This is a genomic window from Streptomyces filipinensis (genome assembly GCF_014649495.1).
GTDB classification, from domain to species: Bacteria; Actinomycetota; Actinomycetes; order Streptomycetales; family Streptomycetaceae; genus Streptomyces; species Streptomyces filipinensis.
Genome location: NZ_BMTD01000010.1, coordinates 34477 through 49360, shown reverse-complemented (window position 1 = coordinate 49360; position 14884 = coordinate 34477). Strand labels below are relative to the sequence as shown.

General features: G+C 71.2%; 12 protein-coding genes and 1 riboswitch. Of the genes, 5 read left to right on the top strand and 7 right to left on the bottom strand.

Annotated features, from left to right (window positions below):
• Positions 1-159 precede the first annotated feature (159 nt).
• From IE244_RS22240 to IE244_RS22220, 5 genes are read left to right on the top strand one after another with little or no spacing between them, the layout of a single operon-like run.
• Positions 160-1176 (top strand): GlxA family transcriptional regulator, encoded by a 1017-nt coding sequence (locus IE244_RS22240; protein ID WP_229854272.1) that lies wholly within the window; start codon positions 160-162, stop codon positions 1174-1176.
• The gene (locus IE244_RS22235; protein WP_229854271.1) at positions 1173-2924 is read left to right on the top strand and encodes a thiamine pyrophosphate-binding protein; all 1752 of its coding nucleotides are present in this window, start codon (positions 1173-1175) and stop codon (positions 2922-2924) included. The genes IE244_RS22240 and IE244_RS22235 overlap by 4 nt, the downstream gene beginning before the upstream one ends.
• The gene (locus tag IE244_RS22230) at positions 2896-3549 is read left to right on the top strand and encodes an SRPBCC family protein (RefSeq protein ID WP_191875322.1); all 654 of its coding nucleotides are present in this window, start codon (positions 2896-2898) and stop codon (positions 3547-3549) included. The genes IE244_RS22235 and IE244_RS22230 overlap by 29 nt, the downstream gene beginning before the upstream one ends.
• A complete protein-coding gene (locus IE244_RS22225) occupies positions 3546-4565 on the top strand; it encodes a ketoacyl-ACP synthase III family protein (RefSeq protein WP_191875321.1) in 1020 nt (339 codons plus the stop codon). Before IE244_RS22230 ends, IE244_RS22225 begins: the two co-directional genes overlap by 4 nt.
• Before the next feature lie 3 nt (positions 4566-4568).
• Positions 4569-5588 carry a histidinol-phosphate transaminase gene (locus tag IE244_RS22220; RefSeq protein ID WP_191875320.1) on the top strand — a complete coding sequence of 340 codons (1020 nt, stop codon included), beginning with the start codon at positions 4569-4571 and terminating at the stop codon, positions 5586-5588.
• A gap of 41 nt (positions 5589-5629) precedes the next feature.
• Here IE244_RS22220 and IE244_RS22215 read toward each other — a convergent pair whose 3' ends face one another.
• The 7 genes from IE244_RS22215 to IE244_RS22185 all read right to left on the bottom strand — a co-directional run bounded on the left by IE244_RS22215 (position 5630) and on the right by IE244_RS22185 (position 14590).
• Positions 5630-7726, bottom strand: a complete 2097-nt coding sequence (locus tag IE244_RS22215) for a SpoIIE family protein phosphatase (RefSeq protein ID WP_191875319.1) — start codon at positions 7724-7726, stop codon at positions 5630-5632.
• 270 nt (positions 7727-7996) lie between these two features.
• Complete coding sequence (locus tag IE244_RS22210) at positions 7997-8392, bottom strand: (2Fe-2S) ferredoxin domain-containing protein (RefSeq protein WP_229854270.1); 396 nt, start codon at positions 8390-8392, stop codon at positions 7997-7999.
• 38 nt (positions 8393-8430) lie between these two features.
• Positions 8431-8570: riboswitch (cobalamin riboswitch) on the bottom strand.
• 81 nt (positions 8571-8651) lie between these two features.
• Positions 8652-10376, bottom strand: coding sequence for an acyl-CoA dehydrogenase family protein (locus tag IE244_RS22205; RefSeq protein WP_191875318.1), 1725 nt, complete (start codon positions 10374-10376; stop codon positions 8652-8654).
• 86 nt (positions 10377-10462) lie between these two features.
• Entirely contained in the window at positions 10463-11035 is a 573-nt protein-coding gene (locus IE244_RS22200; RefSeq protein WP_191875317.1) for a PadR family transcriptional regulator, read from the bottom strand.
• Positions 11036-11162: 127 nt separating this feature from the next.
• Positions 11163-11930 (bottom strand): thioesterase II family protein, encoded by a 768-nt coding sequence (locus IE244_RS22195; protein WP_191875316.1) that lies wholly within the window; start codon positions 11928-11930, stop codon positions 11163-11165.
• Between the two features lie 88 nt (positions 11931-12018).
• Positions 12019-13629 (bottom strand): GMC oxidoreductase, encoded by a 1611-nt coding sequence (locus IE244_RS22190; protein ID WP_191875558.1) that lies wholly within the window; start codon positions 13627-13629, stop codon positions 12019-12021.
• Between the two features lie 382 nt (positions 13630-14011).
• Positions 14012-14590 carry a LuxR C-terminal-related transcriptional regulator gene (locus IE244_RS22185; protein WP_191875315.1) on the bottom strand — a complete coding sequence of 193 codons (579 nt, stop codon included), beginning with the start codon at positions 14588-14590 and terminating at the stop codon, positions 14012-14014.
• Between the last annotated feature and the right edge of the window lie 294 nt (positions 14591-14884).

Below are 14884 nucleotides of genomic sequence, written 5' to 3'. Positions count from 1 at the left end.
CCGTACCGGCGCCCTGTGAGCTGTCTCACCCCGCGCGGCCCGCGCGGTGCCCAAACCGCCTTGCCAGCGCCCTTCCCGACCGTCCGACGCCGCTCGTTGGCCGGATACGTCAGTAATCTGTCATTGCAGCCAGTGCGATTTCCGATACAGGCTGTGACCGTGTTGGAGCGACGTGTTGTTGTGGTGGTGTACGCGGGCGCGATGGCCCTGGACATCACCGGACCGATTGAAGTGTTCGATACCGCGAACCGGCTCCTGGGCCCCTCGGGCACCGCCTACCGGACCGAGTTCGTCTCCGCCGACGCACCCCTGGTGCGCACGAGTTCGGGGGTCGTGGTGGAGGCCTCGCCCCTGGAGGACGGGCAGGGCCCGATCGACACCCTCCTCGTGCCGGGCGGATGGAGTCTCAACAACGCTCTCGGGGACCAGGCGCTCGTGTCCTGGATCGGCCGGGCGGCGGCCCGGTCGCGCAGAGTGGCATCCGTATGCGGCGGATCCTTTCTGCTGGCCGAGGCGGGCCTCCTCGACGGCAGACGCGCCACCACGCACTGGGCGTACAGCGAGGCGATGGCGTGCCGCTACCCGGATGTGACGGTGGACGCCGAGCCGATCTTCGTCTGGGACGGCCCCTTCGTGACCTCCGCGGGCGTCTCGACGGGCATCGACATGGCGCTGGCCCTGGTGGAGGCCGATCACGGATCGGCGCTCGCGCTGGAGACGGCACGGTTTCTGGTGCTGTTCCTCAAGCGGCACGGAGGACAGTCCCAGTACAGCGCCGTCCTCGACGCCCAGTTGGCCGACCATCCGCCGATCCGGGCCGCGCAGGAGTGGATTCTGGAGAACCTGGACAGCCCGCTGCCCGTGGCCGAGATCGCGCGGCAGGCCAACATGAGTCAGCGCAACTTCGCCCGGGTCTTCCGGCGCGAGGTGGGCGCGACACCCGGCCAGTACGTCGAGCGGACGCGTATCGCCCGCGCCCGCGAACTGCTGGAGACCACCGACCTGACGATCAGCCAGATAGCCGGCCGCTGCGGATTCGCCGCCACCGAGACGTTCTTCCGCTCCTTCGGACGCACCCTGGGACTCACCCCCAGGGAATACCGGCACCGCTTTCAGGTGATCTCGCCGTCCGGACTCATCGACCACCGTCACGAGAGGGAGGGAAGCCCCGCATGACCACCATGGCCCCGGAGGCGGGCGCGGGAGGAACGGTACGCGTGGTCGACTACCTGGCCGGGGAACTCGCCAGGGCCGGCGTCACCCACGTGTTCGGCGTCGGCGGCGCGAACATCGAGGACCTGTACGACGCGGTGCACCGCGGCGGCGCCGTCCGCGGTGTCGTCGCCAAACACGAGTTCTCCGCCGTCACCATGGCCGACGGATACGCACGGACCACCAGGCGCGTCGGCGTCGTCGCCGCCACCTCGGGCGGCGGGGCGATGAACCTCGTACCGGGTCTGGCGGAGGCGTACGCCTCCCGGGTACCCGTGCTGGCCCTGGTGGGCCAGCCGCCGACCGGCCAGGAGGGGATCGGTGCGTTCCAGGACTCCAGCGGCAGGTCGGGCACCTTCGACGCGCGGGAGGTCTTCGCGCCCGTCTCCCGGTTCTGCGCCCGGGTCGAAGACCCGGACTCGATCGGCGAGTTGCTGCCCCGGGCGGTCGCCGCGGCGCAGTCCGACCCGCGCGGACCGGCCGTACTGCTGCTGCCCAAGGACGTGCAGCAGGCACGGATCCAGGTACCCGCCCGCCGCGCGGTCCCGGCACCGGGAGGTCCCGCGACGGCCCGCGCGGCGCGGCTCGACACCACTGCCGTCGCCGCCGTGTCGGACGCCCTTCGCGGGGCCGGTCACGTGCTCGTCATCGCCGGCGAGGACGTGGCCGCCGCCGACGCACGTGAGGAGCTGGCGGAACTGGCCCGATGCCTCGGGGCGTGGGTGGCGGTCACGCCGGACGCCAAGGACGTCTTCGACAACCGCGATCCACGGTTCGCGGGCGTGGCCGGGGTGATGGGCCACGCCAACGTCGAGGACTGTCTGCGCCGGGCCGACCTGTGCCTGCTGGTCGGCACCCGGCTGCCGCTCCTGGCACGCGGCGGTCTCGACGAGGCGCTGGCCGCCACCGACGTGGTCTGTCTCGGCCCCGAACCGCCGTTCGTGGCAGGCACCGCACTCGGCGGGAACCTGCGGGACGCGCTGCGCGCGGTGACCGCCCGGCTGCCGTCGCACACACGTCCCTGCCCGCCGCACGCCGGCCCCCTTCCCACCCCGCTGCCGGGTCCGCTCGTCCAGGCCCGCGAGGGGACCGTCCCCCAGGCCCAGGCGGTCGCCGCGGTGGAGGCGGCACTCCCCCAGGACGCCCACGTCTTCGTGGACGCCGGCAACACGGGGGCCGGCGCGGTCCATCTCCTGCCCGCTCCGCGCCACGGCCGCTTCGTGGTGGCGGTCGGCATGGGCGGCATGGGCTACACCTTCGGCGCCGGCATCGGCGCCGCGCTCGCCACCGGCCGGCGCACCTACGTCCTCGCCGGCGACGGGGCCTTCTTCATGCACGGGATGGAAGTGCACACCGCCGTGGAGTACGACGCACCCGTCACGTTCGTGATCTTCAACAACAACGCCCACGCCATGTGCGCGCTGAGGGAGGAGTTCCTCCAGGGCGGCGGGCGCGGCGACGACCTGTTCAGCCGGACCGACCTGGCCGCCGGGGTGGCCGCCGCCTTCCCGTCCCTCGATGCCACGGCAGCCGCCGACGCGGCGGAACTGCGCGCGGCACTGCTGCGCGGCAACGCGGGCGGCGGCCCGGCGTTCGTCGCAGTGGAGTGCGACCCACGGGAGATCCCCCCGTTCCTTCCCTTCCAGTCCTTCACCGAAGCCGCCGAGAGCAAGGAGAGTTCAGATGAGCGAGCCGTCGTCCACGTTGGCTGACATCCCCGGTCTGGTCCGGATCGAGAACACCGGCAAGGAGGAACTGACCGCCCACTGCATGGAGCTCACCCACGCGGTCTACCCCCACCACCAGGTCTACGGGCAGTACTGCACCATCCACGAACACGTCGACTGCCCCCCGGAGCAGGCCTACGACTACCTGCGCCAGGGGCACCACCTGGAGGAGTGGACCTGCAGTCTGCGGGACTTCGCGCCCACCGGCACACCAGGGCTGTGGGTCGGCCACGACCGCCTGGAGGACGACACCAGGATCTACTGCAGGGTGGCGGCGAACCCCGAGGCCATGACCGTGGACTACCACTGCTCCTGGGACCAGGGCGAGAAGCTGTGGATGATCTACCTGATGCGCGTCGTCCCGGCCCGCCTGGTACTCGACAAGCCGGGTTCGGTGATCACCTGGACCAACTGCCGGCACCCCTACTACGACGACAACCCTCACCCCGGCCTGGCGCCCCGCCCCGACCGGCCCTGGGTCGGCGACTACTGGGATCTCTTCTACGCGGGACACACCGTGGAGATGCGCAATCTCAAGGCCATCCTGGAACACCGTCACCGCGGCGGTCTGCCGGTCGGTTCGGCTCCGGCGAGGACGGTGGCTCAGTGACCACGGTCAGCCTCACCGACGTCGCGAGCTATCTGCCCGGCGAGCCCGTCCCCGCGGAGTTCTACACGGACTTCCCCGGAGCCGAGGACAAGCTCCGCAACCACCCCATGTTCAAGGTCCCGCCGTTGCGGCACCACGTGGCCGGGGACGAGACCAACGCGGACATGGTCGAGCGCGCCGTGCAGCCGCTGATCGAACGGCACGGTGCGGCGGAGATCCGGGGCGTCGACGTGCTGCTGGTGCACAGCCAGTTGCCGGACCTGCCGTTCGTGGGCGCCGGCACCGAGGTGGCGCGTCGGCTGGGCCTGAACCCGGAGTGGCTCGTGGACGTGGCCAACGCGGGCTGCGCCTCCTTCGTGCACATGGTGAAGCTGGCCCGGCAGATCCTGACCTCCACCGATGCGAAGACCGCGCTGATCTGCAACGCGCAGAGCGCCGCGGGGCAGTGGTTCACCCAGTCCGAGGTGCGTAAACTCGCGCAGGCGGCGATCCCGGGCGACGGGTGCGGCGTGGGGTACGTGACGACGTCGGCCGAGTCGCCGGTCCTCGACGTGGAGACCCGGCACATCGGCGAGTACGCCGGCGACATGACCCTGGCGGTCGACGACGGCCGCAAGTACTGGGAGCCAGGAGAGTCCCAGCTGCGGATCGGATTCACCGACGCGAGCGTCGCCAAGGTCCTCGCACGCGGGAACCGCCTGGTCCCCGAGGTGGTCATGGAGCTGTGCCGGCGGATCGGCGTGGCGAGCACCGACATCGACGTCCTCATCACCAACCAGCCCAACCGCACCTTCCTGCGGAACTGGCGGGAGGCGCTGCAGCTGCCGGCCGAACGGCACCTGAACACCTTCGACGCCTACGGGAACCTGTTCGGAGCGGCGCTCCCGGTCACCCTGGACCGCGCGCTCAGCTCCGGGCAGGTGGCGGACGGCGACCTGATGGTGCTCGGGGGATTCGCCCACGCGGGTGACTTCGCCGGTGCCGTCGCCGTGCGCTGGCACGGCGGGCGGGACTGAGCCGTGGACGTCCCCGTACTGCACCGGCTCGCCCTGAACGAGAGCCCGTATCCCCCACTGCCCTCGGTGCGCGAGGCGATGCAACGAGCCGTCGCACAGGCCCACCGCTACCCGCAGTTCCACCCCGACGACCTCACCGAGCGGATCGCCGCGTGGTGCCGGGTGCCCTGCGACCGCGTCGCGGTGGGCAGCGGATCGGTCGGCGTGGCCCTGCAGTTGCTCCAGGCGGTGGTCCGGCCCGGCGACGCGGTGGTCCACGCCTGGCGCACGTTCGACGCCTACCCCCTGCTGGCCGCCATGGCCGGTGCCCGCTCCGTCCCGGTACCCCTGGCGCCGGACGGACACCAGGATCTGAGGGCCCTGCTCGCGGCGTTCGACCACCGCACCCGCGTCGTGGTGCTGTGCAATCCCCACAACCCCACCGGAAGCCTCGTCACCGCCGGCGCGCTGTCGGCGTTCCTGTCCCAGGTCCCCCGGCACGTCACGGTGCTCCTCGACGAGGCGTACGTGGAGTTCGCCCGCGGCCCCGACCTGCCGGACACGCCCGCGCTCCTGGACGCGCACCCCAACCTGCTGGTCCTGCGCACCTTCTCCAAGGCCTACGGCCTCGCCGCCCTGCGGGTGGGCTACGGGCTCGGCGCCCCCGGTCTGGTGGAGCGGATCCGCCGGCACCAGCTGCCCTTCGGGATCAACGCGGTGGCGACAGCGGCGGTCAAGGCCTCACTGCGTGCCGAGAGCGAGCTGCGCCTGCGTGTGGACACCGTCGTCGCCGAACGTGAACGGCTCCGGTGTGAACTCGTGTCCCTCGGTTGGCGCGTCCGCCCCGGCCACGCCAACTCCGTCTGGCTCGCCGCGCCCGATCCGGTCGACGAGGGCGCCGCGGCACTCACCGACGCCGGTGTCCAGGCGCGCCACTACCCCGGCGAGGGAATCCGGCTGACCGTCGGCGACCGGAACGCCAACGACACCGTGCTGGGCGCGCTGGCGGGAGTGCGCGCGCACCGGAGCGCGTCGCGGACCTGAGGGCGTGCGGGCGAGGTGCCGCGGCAGGCCGGGGCCGGGCGTCACGGTTGGGTCCCCCGGGCGTCCGGCTGCGGTTGTGCGCGGGCGATGAGCAGCGCGACGTCGTCGTGGCCGGCCGGGTGCCGGAGCTGCTGCAGCAGCCGGTCACAGGTCTCCTCCGTGGAGTGGTCCGGGCCGGTCAGGAGGCGCAGGAGGTCGTCCAGGCGTTGGTCGATGGGGTCGCTTCGGGTTTCGACCAGGCCGTCGGTGTAGAGGACCAGTTGATCGCCGGGGCGCAGGTCGAAGGTGGTGGTCTCGAAGGGGACGCCACCGACGCCGAGCGGGGTGCCGGTGGGGAGGTCGAGGAGTTCCGGTGCTCTGCCGGCCCGGATCAGGACCGGGGGCAGGTGGCCGGCGGAGGCCACCTGCAGACGGGCGTGGTGGGGGTCGTAGATCGCGTACACGCACGTGGCGATGTACGGGTCCAGGCCACTGGTGATCTTGTCGAGGTGGGTGAGGATCCGGGCGGGGCCGAGGTCGAGGTCGGCGAGGGTGGAGGTGGCGGTGCGCAGACGTCCCATGGCGGTGGCCGCGGGGATGCCGCTGCCCATGACGTCGCCCACCGTGAGTGCGGTGCGGTCGCCCTCCAGGGGGATGACGTCGTACCAGTCGCCGCCGACCTCGCTGAACGCCTGCGCGGGCCGGTAGCGGGCGGCGACCTCAAGGCCGGGGTGCCGGGGCGAGAGCTGCGGGAGCAGGCTGCGCTGGAGGGTTTCCGCGGCGCTGCGGATGTGGTGGTGGAGGACGGCGTTGTCGATGCTCAGGGCCGCGGTGGAGGCGAGTTCGCAGGCGAGTGCGAGGTCGTCCTCGTCGAAGGGCACGGGGTTACGGGCGCGGGCCAGACCCATGACGCCGATGACCTGTTCCCGTGCGATGAGGGGAACCGCGATGTCGGTGTGCACACCGGCCCGCGCGAGCAGGGAGGCGGCCTCGGGGTCGGTGGCGATCCGGGTGTGTTCGCCGCTGTCCAGGTGGGTGATCAGATGGGGCTTGCGGGTGCGGACGCAGTACGCCGCCGGGTGGTCGGCGTGGTACGTGGTGAGCCGGCCGGGCGGCACGATCGCCTGAGCGGCGTTCGTGGGGTAGGCGGTCTTCACCGCCAGGGCGCGGAACAGCGCCGGGCCCTCGCCGATGTCCGTGCGGCCCGTCTGCAGGACGGAGTCCAGGAGGTCCACCGCGACCATGTCGGCCAGGCCGGGCACGACGACGTCGGCCAACTCCTGCGCGGTGCGCTCCACCTCCAGGGTGGTGCCGATGCGGGCCGAGCCGTTGGCCACCAGGCGCAGGCGCTGCTGGGCCCGGTCGGCCCTTCTGGCCGCCTGGTACCGGTCGGTGACGTCGACCACCACGTTGGCGACGCCCAGGACGTTCGCATGCTGGTCCTCCAGCCGGTACAACGACACCGCCCAGGCGTGGTCGCCTTCCGGGTCGGCGCGTGTGCGGCCCACCACCTGCCGGTCGACCACGGGGACTCCGGTCTCCAGGACCCGCCGCATGGCGGTCTCGGCGTCCTGGAAGGCCGCACCGGGCAGGATCTCGCCGAATCTGCGGCCCACGTGCTCGGCCTCGGCCACTCCGTGCATCGACGCCAGGGCGGGGTTGACCACCACGTACCGCAGGTCGGTGTCCAGGATCGCCAGCCCGATCGGCGCCTGGGTGACCAGCCGGGTGGACAGGGCCACACCCCGTTCCACCTGCCGGAGGGTGGTCCGGTCGGTGGCCAGGCCCAGGGCGTAGTGGTCGCCGGTGTTGTCGGTCAGCCGCATGTTGCGGAACTCGACCATCCGAGTGCTGCCGTCCTTGTGCCGCACGGGAAACGCGCCTGCCCAGCCCCGGCCCGTCTCCATCACCTCGGCGAACAGCATGATCGCCGCATCCCGGTGTTCCGGTTGCAACAGCAGCAGGGCCGCGTACTGCCCGAGCGCCTCACTGCCGGTGTAGCCGAAGAGCTGCTCGGCCTGCGGGCTCCACATGTCGATCCGCCCGTCGGCCTCCAGCAGCACCGCGGCGACACCCAGCAGATCCATCAGGCCGCTCGGGCCCGAGTCCGCGTCCTTCGGACCACCCGGTCGCTGTGGAGGTTGTTGCGCTGGGCTCATCACAGTGGCTCCTTTCACCTGCTGACCTCACCGGCGTGCCGGTCCCACGGCGAAGGTCAGGGGAAACGTCCTTCCTGCAGGTCAGCCACCGTTTCCACGATGCTCCACGGGGCCTGCGAGGGCCAGTGGGACGCGCCGTGGGGACCGCACCGTCCGCTCCGGGGACACGCGGGGCCGCGCACAGCGGGACGACACGCAGTGCCATGGAGATCCGTGGCCGGCCGGAGAGCCGGGCCTCGCTGGAGAACCGGGTCGCCGCGGGCCCGGGCGTCAGGAACCCGCGGTGCGCCGCGGTGGGGTGAAGACGTACAGGTCGAGGATGTCCGGCAGGGGCGCCACCCCCGGACCACCGGCGCGCACCCAGGTGACGATGTCCTCGGTGGCGTCCTGATCGTTGACGAGCCCGAGCCACACCGGCCGCGCCCCGGCGGCCCGGCCCGCGGCGGACGGCTGTACGACGATGACGTTGGCCTGGTCACACACATCGAGGCAGTCGGAGACGCGCACCGGCACCTCCGCCCGCAGCCGCGCGGTCTGCGCCGCGTGATCGACCCCGGTCACCTTGGGGCTGCCGCAGCAGCAGTCCCGGCACACGACGACCCGGCACGGCACCGTTCCGCCGGCCTCGTGCTTGCCTGATGTCCCTGCCGTCGGCCTTCCGGGCACGGCGCCACTCCCCTCCCGGGGAGATCCGCCCCGGTTCTGCTGAAGGAGGCGACCGCGTGAGTCTCCTGGCTTCCGGTGCGCCACTCGCCCCGCTGCGGGGAGTGGCTCACCGGTCACAGTGGCGGGACCGTGCCGGATTCACACCGGCTTCCTCGGAACGCCGTCGCCTTTTGTCGCCGGTCATCATCTCATCAACAGCGAGTGTGCCGAGCGGCGGCCGCTCCCACGCGGCTCGGCCACCGATGCGGCGCGGGAGCGGCTACGGAGCCATCTCGTACGCTCCGGACAGCGCCTCGACCCGCTGCCAGACCCGCTCCGTGCGTGCCGCGTCGACGACCGGCCGCCGGATCGAGGCCAGCGCCCAGTCCCGCTGCTGCTCGGTTGCCGAGTCCTTGCCGTGCAGTTCGACGGCGTGCGCGGAGAAGTCCCGCACGAGGACGGCGAAGAGTTCGTCGAGCACGTCCTCGTCGAGACCGGTCAGGGCGGCCTGCTCCAGGACGAGCTGTCCGTGCACGACGAGGGCGAAGAGCTGACCGACCGCGAGGACGAGGTCGAGGTCGCGGCTCTGCTCCGCGTCGGGGGCGGCGGTGGTGACGAACTCGCAGAGGGCGTCGGCCTGTTCACGCAGGCGGGTCACGTTGGGCAGGTGCGCGTACGCGTCGAAGGCGGGCCGCCAGTCGTGGAAGCGCACCGAGCCGAGGCCACGGGCCGGTCCCTGCCGGAACAGGAAGTCGTCGTCGGCCGCGTCGAGGCGGGTCGGCACGGCGGGGTACTCGACGGCGTCGAGGAGATGGCTGCGCATGAACTTCAGGATCAGCGCCAGGTTGACGTGGACGGTGCCCTCCAGCTTCGGAAGTCCGCGGATCTCCACGGCCGCCTGGCCGAAGTAGTTGTCCTTCTCGAAGCCCTTGGCGGCGATGACGTCCCACATGAGGTCGATGACCTTCTCGCCCTCCGTGGTCACCTTCATCTTCGTCATCGGGTTGAAGAGCAGGTAGCGGCGGTCGTCGGGGCCGGCGGAGCGGAAGTAGTCGACCGCGCGGTCGCTGAACGACTTCATGCCGACGAGCCTGACGTACGCGTCGGTCAGCTCCCGCCGCACGTGCGGGAAGCTGGTGACGGGGCGGCCGTAGAGGATGCGGTTGTGGGCGTGGGTGACGGCCTCGTACATCGCGTGCTCGCAGATGCCGATCGAGGCGGTGCACAGGTTGAACTTGCCGACGTTGACGGTGTTGAGGGCGGCGTCGAAGGCGGCGCGGCCCGTGTGCAGGACGTCCTCGGCGGCTACGGGGTAGTCCTCCAGGCGGAACTCGCTGACGAACTTGGAGGAGTCGACGACGTTCTTGACCAGGTGGTAGGCGGGGTGACGGCTGTCGGCGGCGAAGAACACGTAGCCGTCGGGGCCCTCGACGTCGCTGCGGCGGCCGAAGACGGAGACGAGTCCGGCCGCGTTGCCGTTGCCGATGTAGTACTTGGATCCGGTGGCGCGGAAGCCGCCGTCGCCGTCGGGCTCCAGCAGCATGTCGGTGGAGTAGATGTCGGCGCCGTGCTCCTTCTCGGACAGGCCGAACGCGAACACCTCTCCCCGGGCGAGGAGTTCCGCGGCGCGGGAGCGGGCGGCGGCGTTGTCGCTCTGCCAGACCGGGCCGAGGCCGAGGATCGTGACCTGCCAGGCGTACCAGTAGTCCAGGCCGTAGAAGCCCAGGATCTCGTTGAGCGCGGCGATCCGGGCGGTGTCCCACCGCTTGTCCGGCTCCCCCTCCCCCACGGCGGACGACGGCGTCAGGAAGGTGGCGAACAGGTTCTCCTTGGCCGCGAAGGCCAGGAAGTCACCGAGCCACGCGCGGGTCCGGTAGTCCTCGATCAGCCGCCCCTTCCCGCGCTCCTCGAACCAGTCGACGGTGGCGCGCAGCAGGCGGCGCGTTTCGGGGTCGAAGTGCGCGGGGTCGTAGGTGCGCGGGTTGAACAGCAGCTGGTCGGCCATGGTGAGGACGCCTTTCGGCTGGTGGACGAGTGGGAAGGGGGCTCTGACGGCTGGACCGGCGGGACCTGCGGGCGGTACGGCGGCGATCAGTGGCCCGGACCGAACCGGGCCAGCGTGGCCAGGACGTCGTCGAGCCAGTCGATCATCATCCGCTCGTACCTGATGCCGCCGCGCAGTACGACGTGCTGCAGCTCCCGCTCCGCGTCCGGCGGTGCCTGCGGACCGGTCGCGTCCGCCTCGGACCTCGGGAAGTCCCGCGCCTCTCCCGCCAGATAGTGCGCCAGCCGGTCCCGGTGTGCCTGCCGGTGCCGCTCCACCTCGCGGATCAGGGCGGCCGGATCGTCGAACGCGGCGCCCCGGATCTTCACGGCCAGGTCGTGGCGGACGCTCTCCGGCTCGATCGGATCGTGCAGCCAGGAGGACAGCGCGGCCCGGCCGAGGTCGGCGACGGAGTACTCCTTCTTGTCCGGCCGGCCCTGCTGCGGGACGTCCCGGACGTCGATCCATCCGTCGTTCTCCATGCGCTTGAGCACGCGGTAGATCTGTTGGTGCGTCGCGGTCCAGAAGTAGCCGATGGACCGCTCGAAGCGCCGGGCCAGCTCATAGCCGGACCCCGGCTTCTCCAGGAGCGACACCAGGATCGCGTGTTCGAGCGCCATGCCGTCGATCCTGCTATGCAACTCGTTGCATAGCAAGCCTCGCCCGCCTCGATGCGACGCGGCTCACCCCCGCGCGGCCCCGTCCCAGCGGCGGAGCTCCCTGCATCCGCCCGCATGCGTCCGGTCCTCAGGCCCGCTCGGGCACCGCCAGCTGGGCGGCCATGAGGCGGACGACCTCCGTCTGGTGCTGGGCCAGGAAGAAGTGGCCGCCGGGGAAGACCTTCAGCGTGAAGGGGCCGTCGGTGTGCCCGGACCAGGCGTCCGCCTCCGCCACGGTGACCTTCGGGTCGTCGTCGCCGACGAGGCAGGTCACCGGGCAGCGCAGGGGCGGCCCGGGTTCCCAGACGTACGTTTCGGCTGCGCGGTAGTCCGCCCGGATGGCCGGGAGGATCATGCGCAGGACCTCCTCGTCGCCCAGCAGCTGGGGGTTGGTGCCGCTCAGGCCGCGCATCTCGGCGACAAGCCCGTCGTCGTCGCGCAGGTGGACGGTCTCGTCGCGGTGCGTGGACGGGGCCCGGCGGCCGGAGGCGATGAGGGCGGCGGGCGTGATGCCCCGCTCCCGCTCCAGCCGTCGGGCGATCTCGTAGGCGAGGGAGGCGCCCATGCTGTGGCCGAACAGGGCGACGGGCTGGTCGGTCCAGGGCAGGAGGGCCTCGTAGATCTTGTCGGCGAGCGCCGGCACGGAGTCCAGCAGCGGTTCGGTGCGGCGGTCCTGGCGGCCGGGGTACTGCACGCACAGCACGTCGACGCTGTCGGGCATGGACCGGGAGACGGGGAAGTAGAAGCTGGCGGAGCCGCCCGCGTGGGGCAGGCAGACCAGCCGGACCCGGCTGTCGGGGCGCGGGTGGAACCTGCGGATCCAGAGGCCGTTGTCCTTGGTCAGCGGGGAGTGCACGGAATCGTTCCTTTTCGGTCGGGGTGCGAGCACCCACCGTGGCGGGGCATCGCCGGGAGGAGATGGGGCGGGCCCCGCCCACCGCTCGTCAGGAGTTCGCGACGTCCTCCTTGATGATGCGCTCGACGTTGCGCTCCGCCAGCGCCGTGATGGTCACGAACGGGTTGACGCCGATGCTGCCGGGGATGAGCGAGCCGTCGGTCACGTAGAGGTTCCTGTATCCGGCGACGCGGCCGTAGTTGTCGGTGGCCTTGCCGAGGACGCAGCCGCCGAGCGGGTGGTAGCAGAAGTCGTCGGCGAAGGCCTTGATCTGCTTGCCGAAGAGGTCGTACCGGTAGATGGTGGTGTTGGCCTTGTTGATGCGGTCGAACAGCGACTTGGCGGCTGCGACCGCGGGCGCGTTCTGGTCCCGGGTCCAGCGCAGGTCGGCCCGGTCCTTGGCGGCGTCGTAGACGAAGGTGCCGCGCTCCGGGTTCTTGGTGATGGCCAGGTAGAGGCTGACCCAGGTCTCCACACCCGCCGGCATGGGCGCGATCTCGGCGAAGACCGGGCTGTTCGGGTTGTCCCAGTCGTCGATGCCGAGGGCGGGGATCGACGACTGCTTGGTGCCCGTGGGGTTCCACATGTGGTTGGCCCGGGCGGTCATGATGTTGCCGTTGGGGCCCCAGCCTCCGCCGACCTCAGGGCTGAGGTTCGGGAGAGTACCGGTCTCCCGGGCGCGCAGCAGCAGTTCGGTCGAACCGAGGCTGCCGGCGCCGAGGAAGAGGTGACGACAGGAGACCTCCTTGGTGGCGAGCAGCTTGCCGTCGGCGTCCCGCTGCTCGACGGTCAGCAGGTATGTGCCGTCGTTCTGCTGACGAATCGTCCTGACCTGGTGCAGGGTCTCGATGGTGACCTTGCCGGTGCCCAGGGCGGCCGCCAGGTAGCTCTTGTCGAGCGAGACCTTGCCGTGGTTGTTGCCGTAGATGACCTCGGCGGCCAGTGCGGACTTGGGCACCGTGCCGTCCGCCTCACGGCGCATGTAGTCCCAGTCGTAGACGTTGGGCACGAAGGTGGTGCCCAGGCCCGCGTTCGAGGCCTGCTGGCGCGAGACCCGCGCGAACGTGTACCAGTCGGTCTGCTCGAACCAGCTCTTGTCGACGGTGTTGACCCGGAGGGTGGAGTTCGCGCGCGGGAAGTACTTGGTGTACATCTCGTCGGCGTCGACCTGGGGCAGCACCTCCTCGAAGTACGAGCGCCGGGGCGTGACCGCCATGCCGCCGTTGACGAGCGAACCGCCGCCGACACCGCGTCCCACGTACACGGACATCTGGTCGAAGTTGACCCGGTCCAGCACGCCCGCGTAGGGATCGATGTCCCGGTTGGCGAGGTCGAGCCACAGGAAGGAGCCGAGCGGGGCCTCGGTGCGGTTCTTGAACCAGCTGGAGCGCTTGTCGGGCTTGAGCATCCCGCAGAACACGTTGCCGTCCGGACCGGGCTGGTTCCACAGCTGACCCATCTCCAGCATCAGGGTGGTGACCCCCGCCTCGCCGAGACGCAGGGCGGAGACGGCCGCGCCGTAACCGGTGCCGACCACGACCGCGGGGACGAACGTGCCGCCGGAACCGCTGGTCGCGGTGGCGGCGGCCGCCCGGGGCGCCGCGGTGATGGTGGTCTGTCCCGCCAGTGCGGCGGCGCCCAAGGCGGCCATGCCGAGCATGCGGCGGCGCGACAGAGGCTGGTGTGCGATCACGCTGTGTCTCCTGAGCTTCGGATGAGGGAAGGGATGAAAAGGGAGGGCCGGCCGGAGCGGCGCGGCCTCGGGTGGAACGGACCGTGGGGAGATCGCTCGGCGGCGGTCACCGGCCTCCGGACCCGGCACGCCGGCCTGTGGAGCCGGGGCCCGGAGGTTCCGTCGCCCGGGGTGCGGAGGTGGGCGAGGGGATGCGGAAGAGGGCGTCGGGGTGCGGCGCCCTCCCGGTGCGGGCAGTGCTCAGGCACCCGTCTGCACGGGCAGCGGGGGCAGGGCGCGGCGCCCGGTCGGCGGGGAAGCTGCCGCCGTCACCGGCGCGAGCGGGCGCCCGGTGCGGGCCCCGTGCCGCTCACTTCACGAAGTCGTCCACGATCTCGGGCGGCCAGGTGCCGACCTTGAGTACGCCCATGGAGTAGGCGCGGGAGACCAGCGCGGCACGGTTGGGCACCTTCAGCTTCCGCAGCAGGCAGGTCACGTGGTACTCGACGCCCTGCCGGCTGAGGTAGAGGCTCGACGCCAACGGAACGGTGGAGACACCGGCGGCGATGCCCTCCAGGATGCGCGCGTCCATCGCGGACAAAATCGCCTTGCGTTTGGTCACCACACGTGTCCCCTCGGCGTCCCCTGCCGTGGGCATCATGACCAGGATCGCGGTCGTGTCGGGCAGGCCACCGCGGACCGCGACCGCCGTGAGGGGAACGGTGAAGGCGGACTCCTCGCCGGGCCCCACCGCAATGACGGGCGTGACGAATCGCTGGTGCTTCCCTTCCAGCAAATTGGAGAATTGGCGCACCAGTGGCTGCTGCACGCTCGGGTGCACCACGTCACGGAAATTGCGGCCGCATATGTCCTCGGACGAGCCGCTGAACTGCCGGAAGAACTCCTGGTTCGCCTGCTGGATGGTCAGGGTTTTATCGAGGCTCGCCATGCACAGGGCCGGAGCTGCAGGTGCTGGACTCAGCAAGAGTGGGGCTCCCTGTCAGGAAACTTGAGGGCGAAATCAATTCGAGGCTGGTGAGCGGCCGCGAAGGCCGTCGACAGGGGCGCCATCGGCCCTGGGACCAGCGGGTACTCCAGTTGTCGTCATCGTGCGCCACCGACCTTGCGGGGCGCTGGTCGAGCCGCTGGTGGCCCCTTGCCGTCGCCCGCCATCGTTTTCAGGACCCGGTGTCGAAATCCTTGCCGAACACCTGCCGCTTTCTTGCCAATCGACGGGCCTCCG

What these genes read in the sequence shown, in the direction of transcription:
- IE244_RS22235 (WP_229854271.1), top strand. Translation starts at nt 1,173, where the DNA reads ATGACCACCATGGCCCCGGAGGCGGGCGCGGGAGGAACGGTACGCGTG.
- IE244_RS22230 (WP_191875322.1), top strand. Translation starts at nt 2,896, where the DNA reads ATGAGCGAGCCGTCGTCCACGTTGGCTGACATCCCCGGTCTGGTCCGG.
- IE244_RS22215 (WP_191875319.1), bottom strand. Translation starts at nt 7,726, where the DNA reads ATGAGCCCAGCGCAACAACCTCCACAGCGACCGGGTGGTCCGAAGGAC.
- IE244_RS22205 (WP_191875318.1), bottom strand. Translation starts at nt 10,376, where the DNA reads ATGGCCGACCAGCTGCTGTTCAACCCGCGCACCTACGACCCCGCGCAC.
- IE244_RS22200 (WP_191875317.1), bottom strand. Translation starts at nt 11,035, where the DNA reads ATGGCGCTCGAACACGCGATCCTGGTGTCGCTCCTGGAGAAGCCGGGG.
- IE244_RS22190 (WP_191875558.1), bottom strand. Translation starts at nt 13,629, where the DNA reads ATGCTCGGCATGGCCGCCTTGGGCGCCGCCGCACTGGCGGGACAGACC.
- IE244_RS22185 (WP_191875315.1), bottom strand. Translation starts at nt 14,590, where the DNA reads ATGGCGAGCCTCGATAAAACCCTGACCATCCAGCAGGCGAACCAGGAG.